The following is a 14327-nucleotide window of genomic DNA, read 5'->3' on the forward strand; positions in this document are numbered from 1 at the left end:
AAATGTCGCCCAAATGTCGCAGTGCCGCCCCTTCACCAACTATCTTCATTTGTCCACCAGGGAAAAAATTCCGGAAGGCCGTCGGAGACTCGATCCGGAAATTGCGGCGGGCGCTTTTCAAGGAAACTCCCTACCCCTTCCCGTACATCTCCCGATTGCGCCCGGCTGCGAATGCCGCGACTTTCAATCCGATGCGCATCCATGGGATGCGGGAAGCCCAATCCGCGCCAGAGCATCTGCCTTGTCAATGCCACGGAGACTGGCGCCGTTTGGGTGGCAATGTCCTGGGCGATGGCCTGGGCGGCGGGCATCAGCGCTTCAGGCGCGTGCAGCGAGCGCACCAGCCCCGCCGCCAATGCCTCCTCGGCGGAGAAGGTTGCGCCGCCGATCGTCCATTCCAAAGCCTTGGCAATGCCAACGATCCGCGGGAGAAACCAACTCGATGCCGATTCAGGCACAATGCCGCGGCGGGCGAAGGGCAAGGCAAATTTGGCGTTGGCGGACGCCAGCCGATAGTCCGCCGCCAGCGCCATGGTTACGCCGATCCCGACGGCAGGACCATTGAATGCGACGATGACCGGCTTCAGGCTCCGAAACATGCGCAATGTGATCAAACCGCCAAAGTCGCGCAGGGCCGGATCACGCCAATCCAACTCCGCATCCGCCGCTGGCGCCTCCTGGAACACACGGGATTGATCGGAAGACAAGTCGGCGCCGGCGCAGAATGCCCGGCCTGCACCCGTTATAATGACGGCGCGAACCATATCATCGGCATCGGTTCGGTCGAACAGTTCCAACAATTGAGCCGCCATGGGCCGGGTGAAGGCGTTCAGTTTTTCGGTGCGGTCGAAAAGGAATGTCGCGACCGCCCCTTCCTGTTCATAACGGATGGCGTTTGAAGTCGGCATATTGGCTCACCTCCCCTTTCCCGGTTCAGCAGGACGGACAGCGGATTGACAATCAGATGTGCTTCAATGCGCCGATTTCCACATTCGCCAAGCCCTCTTCGCTCGTTTCCTCGCAATGAACGCGGCACATATTTTCGACATTGAGATAGACTTTGGAGCCGGGCTTCTGAGAGTGCAGCGGCAGGCGGGCAAAGGCATTTCCGACATCGGCCACCAAAGTAAATTTATCGCCGCTCAAAGTCCTGGTGCGGAAAACAACCTTGTCCGGCATGCCTTCCGGCCCTTCTCCGACATTTTCGATACTGAGTTCCTTGATGACCTCATTACCCTCCGGCCGGGCAAGATAGCCTTCCGCCGTCATGTTCATCGGTCGGATGGTGTTTCGCACCTGCATCAGATGAAAGCCCATGCTGGGAAAGTTGAAGAAGGACCAATTATGATCCAGCGTCAACTGATCATTGCGCATTCCCCAACTATGATCGCGATAGCCCGATCCATCGACATCGATCGACTGGCCTGCCCATTCTCCCGACTTGAAATTGATCGTGCCGGTCGCGTTCATGCATTGGCCCTGATGGCGGAAGCTGTTGCGTTCAAACGCTGTATTCTCCGAAACGGAGAACATGTCCGGGTTCACGTCCGCGCACGCCTGAAAATCGAACAGGTGCATGCGACGGGTGAAGTTGAGGACAGCCGCCACATTGTCGTCCTCATATTCGACCCGGAATTCGGCCTGGGGTTTAAGGAAATGCAGCGTCAGGTCGCCATAATGCAGCAACTTCTGATGCTCGAACGGCGACGGCATCGGCACTTCCTTGCCGCTGATCAGCTTCTGCCCCTTGTGCAGTACCGTGAAGGACGCAAAGGCCCGATCATGAGTCGGTTCCGCAGTGCTATGCGCAAGGCAGCAAATGTCCCGATCCGGATCCATGAATACCCAGAAATAATTCTCTTTCCATCGCAGCCATGCACGCGCAGGAACGGTATGGGGATAATCCTCATGCAGCAGCATCGCACTCTCCAAATATGCATTTTCATTTTATGGTACACTGGCATACCATAATGGCAAGCGGGAAATGACATCGGGTCGGCTTGCTATCATTCGGCATCGACTACATAGACTGGGCATCAAACGGAAATGGGGGGGCACATGGCACGCAGGCCGGCAGAGACGAAGGCAAAGGACAGCAAGAAAGGCAACGCCTCGGCCAAGCCCGTCGTCAAGCCCTTTCGCTTCGGATTTCTGGTCCATGACGTCTCTCGCATGCGGCGCACGCTGTTCGACGAAGTGATGGGTTCCCGGGGCGTGACCCGTTCCCAATGGCATGTGCTTGCAACGCTGTCGCGCGCCGCCCCCGACGAGGGCATGATGCAGGTCGACCTGGCGCACAAGATGGATGTGGGCAAGGTCACGATCGGCGGCCTGATCGACAGGCTGGAAGCCACCGGCCTGGTCGAGCGCCGACTGGATGCGACCGACCGGCGCGCGCGCCGTGTGTTCATCACCGACAAGGGCTTTGAAGTCATTGCCCAGATGCAGAAGGTGGGGACCGCGCTCAACAAATCCATCCTTGCGGGCGTATCGGCCGAGCATCAGCGCATTACCGAAGAAACCCTGGCCTTGGTGAAGGCCAATATCCGGCAAATGCTGAACGAGGAATAAGGCGGGCCGGGAGCGCGCGTCCCCAGCCCCCCAATCGCTGTTCAGCAGCCCAATCCCTCAGCGCTCTCCAGAACGGAGGCCAGCCGGGTCAGGAAATCGCCTGCGGGACCGCCATCGATCACGCGATGGTCGACCGTCAGGGACAGCCCCATGACCGGCCGCGCGACGAGCGAATTTCCATCGACCCACGGCTTGTTGGCGATGCGTCCCAGACCGATGATCGCCTGTTGCGGATAGGTCAGGATCGGCGTGAAATGCTCGACGCGGGTCAACCCCAAATTGGTAATGGTGATGGTTGCGCCCGTCAGTTCCGCGATGGTCAATTTGTTGACCTTCGCTCGTCCGATCAGTTCGGCGCGCGCTTGCGCTATTTCCGGAAGGCTGAGGCTCTGCACGTTGAAGACGGCGGGCGCGACCAGTGCGCCCGGAAGCGCGATCGCGCAGCCGACATGGACATCGTCCTGATATTCGACCCCTTTCGCTGTCTCGATTGCGTTAAAGGCTGGAAAGTCCGGCACAACCATCGCCAGCACCTTGGCGATCAAGTCTTCATAGCCAAGCTTGACGCCAGCCTCTTTCCACGCGCTCCGCGCCTTGACCAAGGCACTTGCGTCAATATCGCAAAAGAAGCTGAGTTGCGCGGTCTTTTCAAGGCTTTCGCGCATTTTTTGCGCGATGATTCCCCTGATGCCTTCAAGCTTCAGAACGCCAGCCATACCCTGCTCCAATATAGTTTGCATCAATATGGTTATATAGCATATCATGAAGATGGCCGCGTGCAAGGGCTAGTCCGGCGGCACAAAGCAGGGAAGTCGATCAGGTGAAACAGGGCCGCTATTACACCCTCTACGTCGAGGAGGGCGTCGCTACGGTGACCATCGAGCGCCGGGACCGGATGAACGCGCTTCATCCGGCCGCGCATCACGAATTGTCGGACCTTTTCGACGCCTTGCCGACCATGGCCGATGTCCGCGTGGTAATCGTCACCGGCGGGGGCGAGAAGGCGTTTTGCGCGGGCTATGACCTTAAGGACAATCTGGAAACCGGGGTGATGGAAATCGCGCCGACCGGTTTTGCCGGCTTCAACGCACGGGTCGACTATCCATTGCCGGTGATCGCTGCCGTCAACGGCATGGCATTGGGTGGGGGCTTCGAACTCGCACTGGCCTGCGACTTCATCATCGCCGCCGATAGCGCAAGTTTCGCGCTGCCCGAACCCAAAGTCGGCTGGGCAGCCCTGGGTGGCGGTATTCAGCGCCTCCCGCGCGCCGTGGGCATGAAGCGGGCCATGGACATCATCCTCACCGGGCGAACGGTGAAAGCGGACGAAGCCTTGTCCATCGGCCTTGTCAGCGAGGTGGCGCCGCAACAGGATCTGATGGCGACGGCCGGACGCTGGGCCAGCGACGTGGCGGCCTGCGCGCCACTTGCCATACGCTGTTCCAAGGCGGTCGCCTACCAGTCCTTCGACCTGCCCAGCCTGAGCGCGGCGCTCGACATCAGCCACTATCCGCTAGCCCAACAGGTGATGGACAGCGAAGACGCGACGGAAGGAAAGCGCGCCTTCGTTGAGCGCCGACCGCCACGCTGGACCGGCCGATAACCGATCAAAATTGTCGAGGAGAAAAGACCCATGACATCCAATAGCGAACGGGTTCGCGCCTTTATCGAACTGTGGAACGCCCGCGATCTCGAAGCGATACTGGACGCGATGGCGCCCGATTGCGTCTATCACAACATGCCCTGGCCGCCACTGGTCGGGCATGAGGCGATCCGGCAGGGATTGGCGATGTTCGTGGGTGATGCCGAAGCGATCGACTGGCAGTTACACCATATCGCTGAAAATGCCGATGGCGTGGTGCTGACCGAACGTCTCGACCGATTCCGGATCAAGGGCCAGTGGCTGGAAATGCCCGTCATGGGCGTGTTCGAATTGCAGGATGGGCGGATCACGCATTGGCGCGATTATTTCGACTCGGTCCAGTTTCAGACGGCGATGGCGGCCATAAGCTGAGCTTTCTTTCGCTCAGGACCGCCGGGGTAATCTCGGCCATTGCAAAATAGCTCTAATGCATATAGTACGCATACTGATTAGATGATAGTTGACCATTTGGGGAGCCGGGATGACGATTGGTGTAGGCATCATAGGCGTGGCGCCGGGGCGCAGTTGGGCAGCGTTGGCGCACATCCCTGCGCTTCATGCCCTGCCCGCCTATGACATCGTGGCATTGAGCACCACGCGGCAGGAAACCGCTTCCGCCGCCGCAGCCGAATTCGGCGTGGCTGCCGCCTATGACAATCATCATGCCTTGGTGAACGATCCCGCCGTCGATCTGGTCGTCGTCACAGTGAAGGTTCCCCATCATCTCGAACTGGTGACGGCGGCATTGAACGCGGGCAAACATGTCTATTGTGAATGGCCGCTCGGCAACGGCCTGGCCGAAGCCGATCAAATGGCGAGGCTGGCGCACGAGAAGAAAGTGATCGGCGCCGTCGGCCTGCAGGCACGCTCCGCACCCAGCTTCAACTATGTCCGCGACCTGATAGCCGACGGTTATGTCGGTACTGTGCTTTCCACCACGCTGGTGGGTTCCGGCATGAACTGGGGCGCCTTCATCGACCAGCCCAATGCCTATACCGCCGACAATGCGAATGGCGCGACTTTGCTCACCATTCCCTTCGGCCACACCGTCGATGCCGTGACCATGTGCCTGGGTGAATTTTCCAGCGTGAACGCCTTGCTCGCCAATCGCCGCAAGAGCTTCACGCTTGTCCCCGACGGCATCGAACGGCCGATGACGGCGCATGATCAGGTGATCGTCACAGGCGAACTCGAAAATGGTGCGACGGCAGCGGTGCATTATCGCGGCGGCGTATCGCGGGGAACCAATTTCCGTTGGGAAATCAACGGGACCGAAGGCGACATCGTCGCGACGGCGGACGCCGGCCATGCCCAGATGTTCCCGCTGACATTGTTCGGCGCGCGGGGAGAGGCGCAGTCGCTGGCCCCCTTGCCGGTTCCCGAAAAATATCGGTGGGTGTCCGACGCGCCGCCCTTCGCGGAAAATGTCGCCCAGGCCTATGCCCGGCTGGCCGACGATCTGCGCGACGGCACGTCGACCTGCCCGACATTCGACGATGCGGTGCGGCGGCACCGGCTGATCGACGCGATCGAGCGGTCGGCGGCCTCCGGCACGCGCATCATTCTTTAATTGGATCGACTATTTGTAAAAGTGAGGGACAATCATGAGTTTGCTTGAAGGGAGGGTGGCGATCGTCACCGGCGGGGGACGCGGCGTCGGCCGTACCTATGCGCTGAAACTGGCTGAACATGGCGCCAGGGTGGTGGTCAACGATCTGGGCGGCGACGCTGCGGGCGGCGGGGCCGACACGACCCCGGCGCAGGACGTCGTCAACGAGATCAAGGCGCTGGGCGGCGAAGCCATCGTCAACGGCGGCGACGTGTCCGACTTCAACAATGCGAAGGACATGGTGCAACAAGCCATCGACACCTTCGGCCGACTCGACATCCTCGTCAACAATGCGGGCATTTTGCGCGACCGCATGCTGGTCAATATGACCGAGGAAGAATGGGACATCGTCGTCAGGGTTCACCTTAAAGGTACTTTCGCGCCGACCCATCACGCCGCCAATTACTGGCGCATGGAAAGCAAGGCGGGACGTCAGCCGGACGCGCGCGTGATCAACACTACCTCGCACTCGGCGCTGTTCGCCAATATCGGCCAGGCCAATTATGCGGCGGCCAAGGGCGGCATCGCCAGCTTCAGCCAGGTGGCCGCGCGTGAGCTGCAGCGCATCGGCGTCACCGTCAACGCCCTCGCCCCGCGCGCCGAAACGCGCATGACCGCGGGTTTGCGCGAATGGACGCCCGAACAGCTGGAACGCCGTGATCCCGAATGGATCGCGGGCTTCGTTGCCTGGCTCGCCAGCCCGGAATCGAGCCATGTCAGCGGCCGCGTGTTCGAAGTGTGGGGCTATGGCATCACGGTCGCGGAAAGCTGGCAGCACGGGCCGAGCTGCGAAGCGTCCAAGGATCCCACCGTTCTGGGCGAGCGCGTTTCGAAGATCCTGAAGTTCGCGCGGCACAATGCCGGGATCAACCCCGGCGAATGGCTCGATCCCTGATCGATCCGTGAGAGGGGGTGGATGTGCGTCCACCCCTTCTGCCATTCATATCCCTCAATTCCTGTCAGAGGTTCCGATGTCCGTCGACGCCCTGTTCCGGCCGCTGCGGGTCGGCACGCTCGATCTTCCCAACCGTGTCATCATGGCGCCGCTCACCCGCGCCCGCGCGACGGAGCAGCATGTCCCGACCCCGGTTCAAGCGCTCTATTATGCGCAGCGGGCGGATGCCGGACTGATCATATCGGAAGCGACGGCGGTTCACCCCATGGGCATGGGCTGGTATCGCGCGCCGGGCATATGGAATGCGGACATGGTGACGGGATGGCGCGCCGTGACCGATGCGGTTCATGCGGCGGGCGGGCGCATTTATTCGCAGCTTTGGCATATGGGGCGACTTGTCCTGCCCGACTATATTGACGGTCAGCAGCCGATCGGCCCCTCCCCGATCGCGGGCGAAGGCGAAACATTCGCGCCGCGTCCCGACGGCGACACCAGCCATTTCCTGCCGATGAAGCCCTATGTGGTGCCGCGCGAGATGACCCAAGCGGACATAGACGAGGTCGTCAGCGCTTACGGTCTGGGCGCTCGCAACGCCATGGCCGCCGGTTTCGACGGCGTCGAGATCCACGGCGCGAACGGCTATATCATCGACCAGTTCCTGCAATCGAAGACTAACCGCCGCATCGACGGCTATGGCGGCAGCGTCGGCAATCGGGTCCGGCTGCTCAGCGAAATCATCGAAGCGGTCGCCCGCGAGGTCGATCCCGGCCGCATCGGCCTGCGCGTCAGCCCCACCAGCGAGCGCAAGGGCATGGGTGACGATAATCCTGCCGCCCTCACCGAAGCGATCGGCGCCTTGGCACAGGATCATGGGCTTGCCTATATCCATCTGATCGAACCGATCGCATCGGGTTTCATGGAAAAGCCCGACTATCCGGTCATGGACCATCTGCGCGCCGTGTTTGGCGGCACCATCATCCAGAATGGCAGCTTCGACGCGGAGACAGCAGCGGAATATATCGCGTCCGGCAAGGCCGATGCGATTTCCTTCGGTCGGCCCTATATCGCCAATCCGGATCTGGTGAGCCGCCTGCGTCATGGCTGGCCGCTGGCGCAGGCCGATTTCGACTATGCCTATGTGGGGGAAGACAAGGGCTATACCGACTATCCCCGCTACGCCTGACGCGGATCAGGACAGCGCCAGTTCCGACGGGAAACCGGCATAGACCCCTTTCCCCAGTGCAAGGCGCGCACACGCCTCGGCCAATCGTCCCTCGGCAGAGGGGTTGCGGACTTCCTCCGCAGTCAGGCGCGGTATCAAGGGAGAATAGCAGGCGACCCGCGCCACATGATCGCCGGGACAAGGCGGCGCGTTCCCCCATGCGGCGAGCGTCGCTTGCCGATCCTGCGTACGATAGAGGCCGATAAAGCCGCTATCCTCATGCGGCTGGAGCATCTGATGATCGGCCGCCGCGCAGAAGGTGCCAGCAACCACGCCGGGCAGCGCCATGAGCGCGGGCATCCGCTCCCGATCATACCAGGCGGACAATCCGTCACCCGCCGCGCCGGCTATCCGTTCGATGACATAATCGCCCGCGTGCAGCAGCACGCCCTTCTTTTGGCGGTGGACATGGGGCCGGTAATAGGCTTCCCGCATCACGAAATCGAAACTGTCGCTGATCAGCATCATAGGCGAGAAGACCGCCCCATGCCCGGCACTCACCTGCTCGATATCATAGCATTCATAAACGGCGAGATAGTCGAACTGCCGGTCAGCCATCACCCCCAGCCCCGGTGCGATGCTTTCCGGCGTCAACCGCAACCGTTGTACCGCGGACGACCCGGGCAGCCGCATCACATCGCGAATATGGACGTTCGTGTACCAATCGTTGAACGCGTCATGCCGCCCGTCTCGCGGGTTCGACATGACGATCAGCAGGTCGTCCATATATCCTCGCTTATTTGCGGAACAGGTCGCGCCCGATAATCTGCTTCATCACCTCGGCCGCGCCGCCCGCGATCCGCACGATGCGCGCATCGACATAAGCGCGCGCGATCGGATATTCGGTCATATAACCATAGCCGCCGAAGAATTGGAGGCACTGGTCCACCACCTTCACATGCAGGTTGGTGACGACCAGCTTCACCTTGGCCGCTTCCACGCCGGTCAGTTCCCCGGCCATGAAGCGCTTGATGCACCAGTCGGTAAAGACACGGGCCGACAGCACCTCTGCCGACAATTCAGCCAACACGAACTGGGTATTCTGAAAATCCGCCAGCGTCTGACCGAACATCTTGCGTTCGGCCGTATAGTCGACCGTCCACTGGATCGCAGCTTCCGCCACGCAGATGCTACGCACCGCCTGGGTCAGCCGTTCTTGCGCCAGCTTGCCCATCATGATGCCGAAGCCGCCGCCTTCCTCGCCCAACAGGCGATAGGCGGGCGCACGGACATCCTCCAGGAAGATTTCCGACGTATCCTGCGCCTTGAGGCCGATCTTCTCCAGATTCCGGCCGCGCTTGAAGCCGGGCTGATGCGTGTCCACAGCGATCAGGCTGACGCCTTTGGCGCCGGCTGCCGGATCGGTCTTGCAGGCGCAGACCATGATGTCGGCCAACTGTCCGTTGGAAATATAGACTTTCTGCCCGTTGAGGACATAGTCGTCGCCCTCCCGCACCGCGCGGGTGCGGATTTCCTTGACGTCCGATCCCGCGCCCGGCTCCGTCAGGCCAAGGGCGCCGATATACTCGCCCGACACCATCTTGGGCAGGACTTCGCGCTTCAGCTCCTCGGTGCCGGCAGCCAAAATATAGGGCGCGACCATTTCGGAATGCACCATGAAGCCGGGTCCGGTAATGCCTTTCTTCGCCAGCTCCTCGATGATGACCACATTGTACAGCCAGTCGGCGCCAAAGCCGCCATAGGCTTCGGGAATATTGGGGCATAATATGCCGACCTCGCCCGCCCGCTTCCAAATTTCGCGGGGAACGACCTCATCCTTCTCCCACTGACCATGGTTGGGCACCAGCTCGTCATCGACGAAGCGCTCCACCGTCTCGCGGAACTGTTCATGCTCGGCGGAGAAAATCCCCCGGCCGCCATCATTATCAGCCATTGCGCGCCTCATGCATCGCCAGCGTCTTTTGCGCCTGTTTGAGATGGGGAATGTCGAGCATCTTGCCGTCCAGCCCCAGGGTTCCGGAATCCGGATTGGCGGCGAACAACTCCACCACCCTGCGGGCGAATGCCACTTCCTCTTCCGACGGAGAAAAGCATTCGTTGATGATATCGACCTGAGCCGGATGGATCGCAACGCGGCCGGAAAAGCCCTCTGCGCGCGACGTCTTGCACGATGCGCGCAACCCTTCGGGATCGCGGAAATCGACGAACAGCGTATCGACCGCCTCGCCACCTGCGGCATGGGCGCCCAGCAGGCAGAGGGAGCGCACCATCTTGTAGGTGTGCGTCCATTCGCCCGAGGCATCGGTATTGCCGCTGGCGCCGATCGCGGAACTCAAATCCTCCGCGCCCCAGGTCAGGCCGTACAGCCGGTTCAGACCTGCCCCAGCATAATCGCCCAGCCGGAACGGCGAAATCGCCGTCTCGGTCGCGACCGGAAGAATCTTGATCGACCCCTCCTCGATACCGGATGCGACTTCCAGCGCGCTCAGATAATGGCTGACCTGCGCCACATCCTGCGGCCCATTCACCTTGGGCAGCATGATGCCGTCGGGCGCCGCCGGCACGATGGCGGCCAGATCCTCCAGTGTGTAAGGCGTGTCGAGCGGATTGACGCGCACCCAAAATTGGGATTTGCGCCTGTCGCGGGGCCGATCCTTGAGGAAGGCCGGCACCATCTCGCGGGCGATCGGCTTGCGCGCGACCGCCACCGCATCTTCCAGATCGAAGATGAAGGCATCGGCATGGACCCCATCCACCTTGCCCAGCTTCTTTTCACTGTCCCCCGGAATGAACAGGAAGGATCGCAGCGGCAATGTCATGCCTCAGGCCTCTTGAGCTGAAGTCCTGAACGCTTGCAGGACGCGACCAGTTCATCCTTCTGATTATACGCTTTGTGCAGAAAGGTGACGATGCCCGCTTCGGGCCGCGATTTGGACTCGCGCAGCTCAAGAACCTCGGTCACGACATGGATGGTGTCGCCGGCGAACAGGGGATTGGGGAAGCGCACCTCATCCCAGCCGAGATTGGCGACCGCCGTACCCAGCGTCGTGTCGCCGACCGAGATGCCCACCATCAGGCCGAGGGTGAACGCCGAATTCATGAGCGGACGGCCAAAGGGCGTATTCTTCATATATTCGGCGTCGATGTGAAGCTGCGCCGGATTGTGCGTCAGCGTGGACATCAGCAGATTGTCGGTTTCGGTGAGGGTCCGGCGGATCGGGTGATGGAAGATCTGCCCGACTTCCAGTTCGTCAAACCATACTCCAGCCATTATGCGAGCCCCAGAACAGAGATGGCCGCGATGCCCTGATAGGGAACGCCGCCCAGATTGTGCGTCAAGCCGATGGACGGATTGGACAACTGACGCTCCCCGGCCCGGCCCAACAACTGGTTGTAGACTTCATAGGCCATGCGCAGGCCCGAAGCGCCGATGGGATGGCCGAAGCATTTAAGGCCGCCGTCGATCTGGCAGGGCATGGCGCCGTCACGGTCGTAACGGCCGTCCAATATGTCGAACACCGCCCGACCATCGTCGGAAAAGCCCAGATCCTCCATCGTCACCAGTTCGGTGATGGAGAAGCAGTCATGCACTTCGCTCAAATCGACCTGCGTCTTGGGATCGGTGATCCCCGCTTCCTTATAGGCCCGCGCCGCGGCATTGCGGGTGGTGGCGACATAGCTGCCGTCCCATTCGTTGGTCTGCGTCTCACGGCCCGAACTGGTGGACAGCTGCAACGCCTTGACGGTGACCAGATCCTTCTTGCCCAGCGCCCGCGCGATTTCCGGCGTGGTGACGATGGCGCAGGCCGAACCGTCGGACACGCCCGAACAGTCGAACAGGCCGAGCGGATCGGATATCATCGGCGCGTTCATGATGGTTTCCATCGGCACCGCCTTCTGGAAATGCGCCTTGGGGCTATGCACGCCATTCTGGTGGCTCTTCCACGAGACATGACTGATGGCGCGCTTCAAATCATCCTTGGAGGTGCCATATTTGGCGCGATAATAAGGCGCGAGTTGGGCGAAGCCGGCAGGGGCCGAACCCATCGGCATCCAGAGGTCGTTGAACGTACCCTTGAACGGCGGCGGCAGGCCGCCGAAGCCGGTATCCTTCAGCTTTTCAGCACCGATCGCCAAGGCAATATCGACCGCGCCGGACGCGACCGCATAAACCGCTCCGCGCAGCGCTTCCGTGCCGGTGGCGCACATATTCTCGACCCGGCTGACCGGAATCCCCTCCAGCCGCAGCGCCATCGCCGCCGGGATCGATGAATTGCCGACATTGATGCCGTCACCCCAACAGCCGAACCATGCCGCCTCGATCTGCCCGCGCTCGATGCCTGCATCGGCCAGCGCCTCCTCGAACGCCTCCTTCATCAGGTCGGGCGAACCGGCGTCCCAGCGCTCCCCGAATTTGGAGCAGCCCATGCCGAGAATGGCGACCTTGTCCTTGATACCTGTTGCCATGTTGCGCCCTCCTCAAGCCGCGCCGAGCGGCGTTGCTTTCCAGAAATATCGGTTGTAGCCGCGCTGCCGGTCCTTTTCCTTGATGCGATAGACCATGCGCAGCTTCGCCCCCGTATCGATGCCGTCCTTGCCGATGTCGACCATCTCCATCAGCACGCGGGCGCCGGAATCGAACCGCACGAACCCGACCCAGAGCGGCGGGGAGGGATGGTAGGACAGCCAGTCCGCGGTCGACGTCAGCACTTCGGCCTGCTCGTCGCGCAAGGGGACGTTGATGAACCCTTCACCGGGCGCATGACAGGTCACGCAATATTGCAACTGCGGAAACTGCACAGTGCCGCAACTGCCGCATTTGCCGGCGTTGAACCCCTCCATCTGGTTGGCGGAGCGATATTGCTCGGTCAGCGGTGTCTTGCCGCTCTTTTCCGAGCGCATGCCCCATTCCGCCTCGATGCCGTTATAGAAGGACAGCATCCGCAAATAGCTGTCGGTCGGCAAGGCGTCGGCAATGGCGCCCGCCACGCCGCGAACCGGTTGCGCCGCCTTGATGGCATCGGTCGCCTGGAAGATTAGCACGTCCGCGCCCTGACCGAAGCCGACAAGCATGATGCGCTCGCCCGGCTGCGCCTTCTCCAAAGTCGCCGCCAGCATGAGCAGAGCTTGAGCAGCGCCCGCATAGCCAACGCCATCTTCCAGTCCCGAAGCGACCGTGCCAGCGAATTTGAGCTTCCTGGCGACCGCGTCGGCCGCGCCCTTGAGATAGGAGGGCATGACGAAATGCTGGACATCGCCAATGGAAATCTGCGCGTCGGCCAGAGCGGCGTTTACCGCAGCGGGAACAATCTTCGCATAGCCCTCGTCCCGGACCCAGCGTTCCTCCCAGTTATAGTCGCTATCCGCAGCGGAAAAGCGGAAATGGTCGACGAACACATCCACCACCGTTGCCGATCCGATGAGCCGGGCAGCGATATTTTCATCCGACACCAGAAAGGCCGCCGCACCCGCGCCAAAGCCCAGTTCCTGGACGCTGGCGGGTTTGGCGAAGGGATTGTCCGAACCGATGACCAGACTCACCTCTCCACCCTTGAGCGCCTGAAGCAGCGCGGACGTCCCCGCACGCTGGGAACCGGTGACATCCGACGTCGCAACCGTACCGGCTACGCCGATCGCGCGCGCCACGATGGCGGCATTTTGAAGGTCCGCATAAGGCAAATGAGTCGAAGCGAGACGTACCGCCTGAACCCCGGCCGCGTCACCCTGCCCCAGCGCGTCGCGGGCCGCTTCGACGCCCATGGTGATGGCGTCCTCATCCCAGCTGGTGAACGCTCGGCTACCCTTCGCCTGCCCCTTGAGACCCGGCGCCATCCACGCATGAGCCGCGGCGATGACCGAACGGTCGAGCCGAAGCCGTGGAACATATGCGCCGAACCGTGAAATACCCAATTCCGTCATGCACATCACCTGCTGAAGGCAAGAAGCCTCGTAATGTATCGAATGCCAACGACTGCTGCCGCTGATCGGCGCGACGGACTGGCCGTCGCATGGGGTTTGTTCAAAGGCCGTTGATCAAGCCCCGAAGCTGATGTAGTACGCTTTCGTACGTTACGCAAGTTGCTTAATTGGCAGCACGCGGCCATCAGATATGAGAGGATCTTCGCTTGGCCAGAATCCCCCTTTCCGACCTGCCGGAAACCGGCTCCCGGATTGTCGAACTGGACGGCCAACGAATCCTGATATGCCGTAGCGCCGTGGGCATCCGTGCCATGAACGAGATATGCCCGCATCAGCATCTGTCGCTGGAGGGCGGCCGCGTGCGCAGCAATTTCATCATGTGTCCGCATCACGGCGCCCGTTTCAGCCTGGAGGATGGCAAATCGCTGTCGCCCCTGACGCCCAACAGCCTGACGCTCTACGAAACGCGTGAAGTCGATGATGAACTGGAAATCGACCTCTGACCGAC

At 61.3% G+C, this 14327-nt stretch carries 16 protein-coding genes; 7 read left to right on the forward strand and 9 right to left on the reverse strand.

Going from position 1 to position 14327, the window contains the following annotated elements; genetic code table 11:
• Positions 1–32 precede the first annotated feature (32 nt).
• Positions 33–908: an enoyl-CoA hydratase-related protein gene (locus VVT58_RS19120; RefSeq protein ID WP_327753835.1), complete on the reverse strand. Its 876-nt coding sequence runs from the start codon at positions 906–908 to the stop codon at positions 33–35.
• 52 nt (positions 909–960) lie between these two features.
• A complete protein-coding gene (locus VVT58_RS19125; protein WP_327753837.1) occupies positions 961–1920 on the reverse strand; it encodes a hypothetical protein in 960 nt (319 codons plus the stop codon).
• Between the two features lie 138 nt (positions 1921–2058).
• On the opposite strand from VVT58_RS19125, the gene VVT58_RS19130 reads away from it, so the two are divergent.
• Positions 2059–2571 (forward strand): MarR family transcriptional regulator, encoded by a 513-nt coding sequence (locus VVT58_RS19130; RefSeq protein WP_327753839.1) that lies wholly within the window; start codon positions 2059–2061, stop codon positions 2569–2571.
• A 41-nt stretch (positions 2572–2612) separates the two neighbouring features.
• On the opposite strand, the gene VVT58_RS19135 is transcribed toward VVT58_RS19130, so the two are convergent.
• On the reverse strand, positions 2613–3287 hold the full coding sequence (locus VVT58_RS19135) for a 2-oxo acid dehydrogenase subunit E2 (RefSeq protein WP_327753840.1): 675 nt from the start codon (positions 3285–3287) through the stop codon (positions 2613–2615).
• A 104-nt stretch (positions 3288–3391) separates the two neighbouring features.
• Here VVT58_RS19135 and VVT58_RS19140 point away from each other — a divergent pair, with 104 nt between their 5' ends.
• The 5 genes from VVT58_RS19140 (at position 3392) to VVT58_RS19160 (ending at position 7900) form a co-directional block, all read left to right on the forward strand.
• Positions 3392–4174: an enoyl-CoA hydratase-related protein gene (locus VVT58_RS19140; RefSeq protein ID WP_327753841.1), complete on the forward strand. Its 783-nt coding sequence runs from the start codon at positions 3392–3394 to the stop codon at positions 4172–4174.
• A 30-nt stretch (positions 4175–4204) separates the two neighbouring features.
• Positions 4205–4585, forward strand: coding sequence for a limonene-1,2-epoxide hydrolase family protein (locus tag VVT58_RS19145; RefSeq protein ID WP_327753843.1), 381 nt, complete (start codon positions 4205–4207; stop codon positions 4583–4585).
• 109 nt (positions 4586–4694) lie between these two features.
• A complete protein-coding gene (locus VVT58_RS19150; RefSeq protein ID WP_327753844.1) occupies positions 4695–5783 on the forward strand; it encodes a Gfo/Idh/MocA family oxidoreductase in 1089 nt (362 codons plus the stop codon).
• A gap of 34 nt (positions 5784–5817) precedes the next feature.
• A complete protein-coding gene (locus VVT58_RS19155) occupies positions 5818–6717 on the forward strand; it encodes an SDR family NAD(P)-dependent oxidoreductase (RefSeq protein WP_327753845.1) in 900 nt (299 codons plus the stop codon).
• Positions 6718–6793: 76 nt separating this feature from the next.
• Complete coding sequence (locus VVT58_RS19160) at positions 6794–7900, forward strand: alkene reductase (protein WP_327753846.1); 1107 nt, start codon at positions 6794–6796, stop codon at positions 7898–7900.
• Positions 7901–7906: 6 nt separating this feature from the next.
• On the opposite strand, the gene VVT58_RS19165 is transcribed toward VVT58_RS19160, so the two are convergent.
• Genes VVT58_RS19165 through VVT58_RS19190 form a run of 6 tightly spaced genes read right to left on the reverse strand, consistent with a single transcriptional unit; the run spans position 7907 to position 13819 of the window.
• On the reverse strand, positions 7907–8665 hold the full coding sequence (locus VVT58_RS19165; protein WP_327753847.1) for a hypothetical protein: 759 nt from the start codon (positions 8663–8665) through the stop codon (positions 7907–7909).
• 10 nt (positions 8666–8675) lie between these two features.
• Positions 8676–9833 carry an acyl-CoA dehydrogenase family protein gene (locus tag VVT58_RS19170; protein WP_327753848.1) on the reverse strand — a complete coding sequence of 386 codons (1158 nt, stop codon included), beginning with the start codon at positions 9831–9833 and terminating at the stop codon, positions 8676–8678.
• Positions 9826–10719 (reverse strand): CoA ester lyase, encoded by an 894-nt coding sequence (locus VVT58_RS19175; protein WP_327753849.1) that lies wholly within the window; start codon positions 10717–10719, stop codon positions 9826–9828. The genes VVT58_RS19170 and VVT58_RS19175 overlap by 8 nt, the downstream gene beginning before the upstream one ends.
• Positions 10716–11171 (reverse strand): MaoC family dehydratase, encoded by a 456-nt coding sequence (locus VVT58_RS19180; RefSeq protein WP_327753850.1) that lies wholly within the window; start codon positions 11169–11171, stop codon positions 10716–10718. The genes VVT58_RS19175 and VVT58_RS19180 overlap by 4 nt, the downstream gene beginning before the upstream one ends.
• Entirely contained in the window at positions 11171–12367 is a 1197-nt protein-coding gene (locus tag VVT58_RS19185) for an acetyl-CoA acetyltransferase (protein ID WP_327753851.1), read from the reverse strand. Before VVT58_RS19185 ends, VVT58_RS19180 begins: the two co-directional genes overlap by 1 nt.
• Positions 12368–12379: 12 nt before the next feature.
• Positions 12380–13819: a 3-oxoacyl-[acyl-carrier-protein] synthase III C-terminal domain-containing protein gene (locus VVT58_RS19190; RefSeq protein ID WP_327753852.1), complete on the reverse strand. Its 1440-nt coding sequence runs from the start codon at positions 13817–13819 to the stop codon at positions 12380–12382.
• Positions 13820–14025: 206 nt separating this feature from the next.
• Here VVT58_RS19190 and VVT58_RS19195 point away from each other — a divergent pair, with 206 nt between their 5' ends.
• Positions 14026–14322 (forward strand): Rieske (2Fe-2S) protein, encoded by a 297-nt coding sequence (locus tag VVT58_RS19195; RefSeq protein ID WP_327753853.1) that lies wholly within the window; start codon positions 14026–14028, stop codon positions 14320–14322.
• Positions 14323–14327: the final 5 nt, after the last annotated feature.

This window comes from Sphingobium sp. SJ10-10 (assembly GCF_036038995.2).
Lineage (GTDB): Bacteria > Pseudomonadota > Alphaproteobacteria > Sphingomonadales > Sphingomonadaceae > Sphingobium.

Bases quoted from the DNA above. Each gene is read 5' to 3' on its own strand.
- VVT58_RS19120 (WP_327753835.1), bottom strand. From the start codon at position 908: ATGCCGACTTCAAACGCCATCCGTTATGAACAGGAAGGGGCGGTCGCG.
- VVT58_RS19125 (WP_327753837.1), bottom strand. From the start codon at position 1,920: ATGCTGCTGCATGAGGATTATCCCCATACCGTTCCTGCGCGTGCATGG.
- VVT58_RS19130 (WP_327753839.1), top strand. From the start codon at position 2,059: ATGGCACGCAGGCCGGCAGAGACGAAGGCAAAGGACAGCAAGAAAGGC.
- VVT58_RS19135 (WP_327753840.1), bottom strand. From the start codon at position 3,287: ATGGCTGGCGTTCTGAAGCTTGAAGGCATCAGGGGAATCATCGCGCAA.
- VVT58_RS19145 (WP_327753843.1), top strand. From the start codon at position 4,205: ATGACATCCAATAGCGAACGGGTTCGCGCCTTTATCGAACTGTGGAAC.
- VVT58_RS19150 (WP_327753844.1), top strand. From the start codon at position 4,695: ATGACGATTGGTGTAGGCATCATAGGCGTGGCGCCGGGGCGCAGTTGG.
- VVT58_RS19155 (WP_327753845.1), top strand. From the start codon at position 5,818: ATGAGTTTGCTTGAAGGGAGGGTGGCGATCGTCACCGGCGGGGGACGC.
- VVT58_RS19160 (WP_327753846.1), top strand. From the start codon at position 6,794: ATGTCCGTCGACGCCCTGTTCCGGCCGCTGCGGGTCGGCACGCTCGAT.
- VVT58_RS19165 (WP_327753847.1), bottom strand. From the start codon at position 8,665: ATGGACGACCTGCTGATCGTCATGTCGAACCCGCGAGACGGGCGGCAT.
- VVT58_RS19170 (WP_327753848.1), bottom strand. From the start codon at position 9,833: ATGGCTGATAATGATGGCGGCCGGGGGATTTTCTCCGCCGAGCATGAA.
- VVT58_RS19175 (WP_327753849.1), bottom strand. From the start codon at position 10,719: ATGACATTGCCGCTGCGATCCTTCCTGTTCATTCCGGGGGACAGTGAA.
- VVT58_RS19180 (WP_327753850.1), bottom strand. From the start codon at position 11,171: ATGGCTGGAGTATGGTTTGACGAACTGGAAGTCGGGCAGATCTTCCAT.
- VVT58_RS19185 (WP_327753851.1), bottom strand. From the start codon at position 12,367: ATGGCAACAGGTATCAAGGACAAGGTCGCCATTCTCGGCATGGGCTGC.
- VVT58_RS19190 (WP_327753852.1), bottom strand. From the start codon at position 13,819: ATGACGGAATTGGGTATTTCACGGTTCGGCGCATATGTTCCACGGCTT.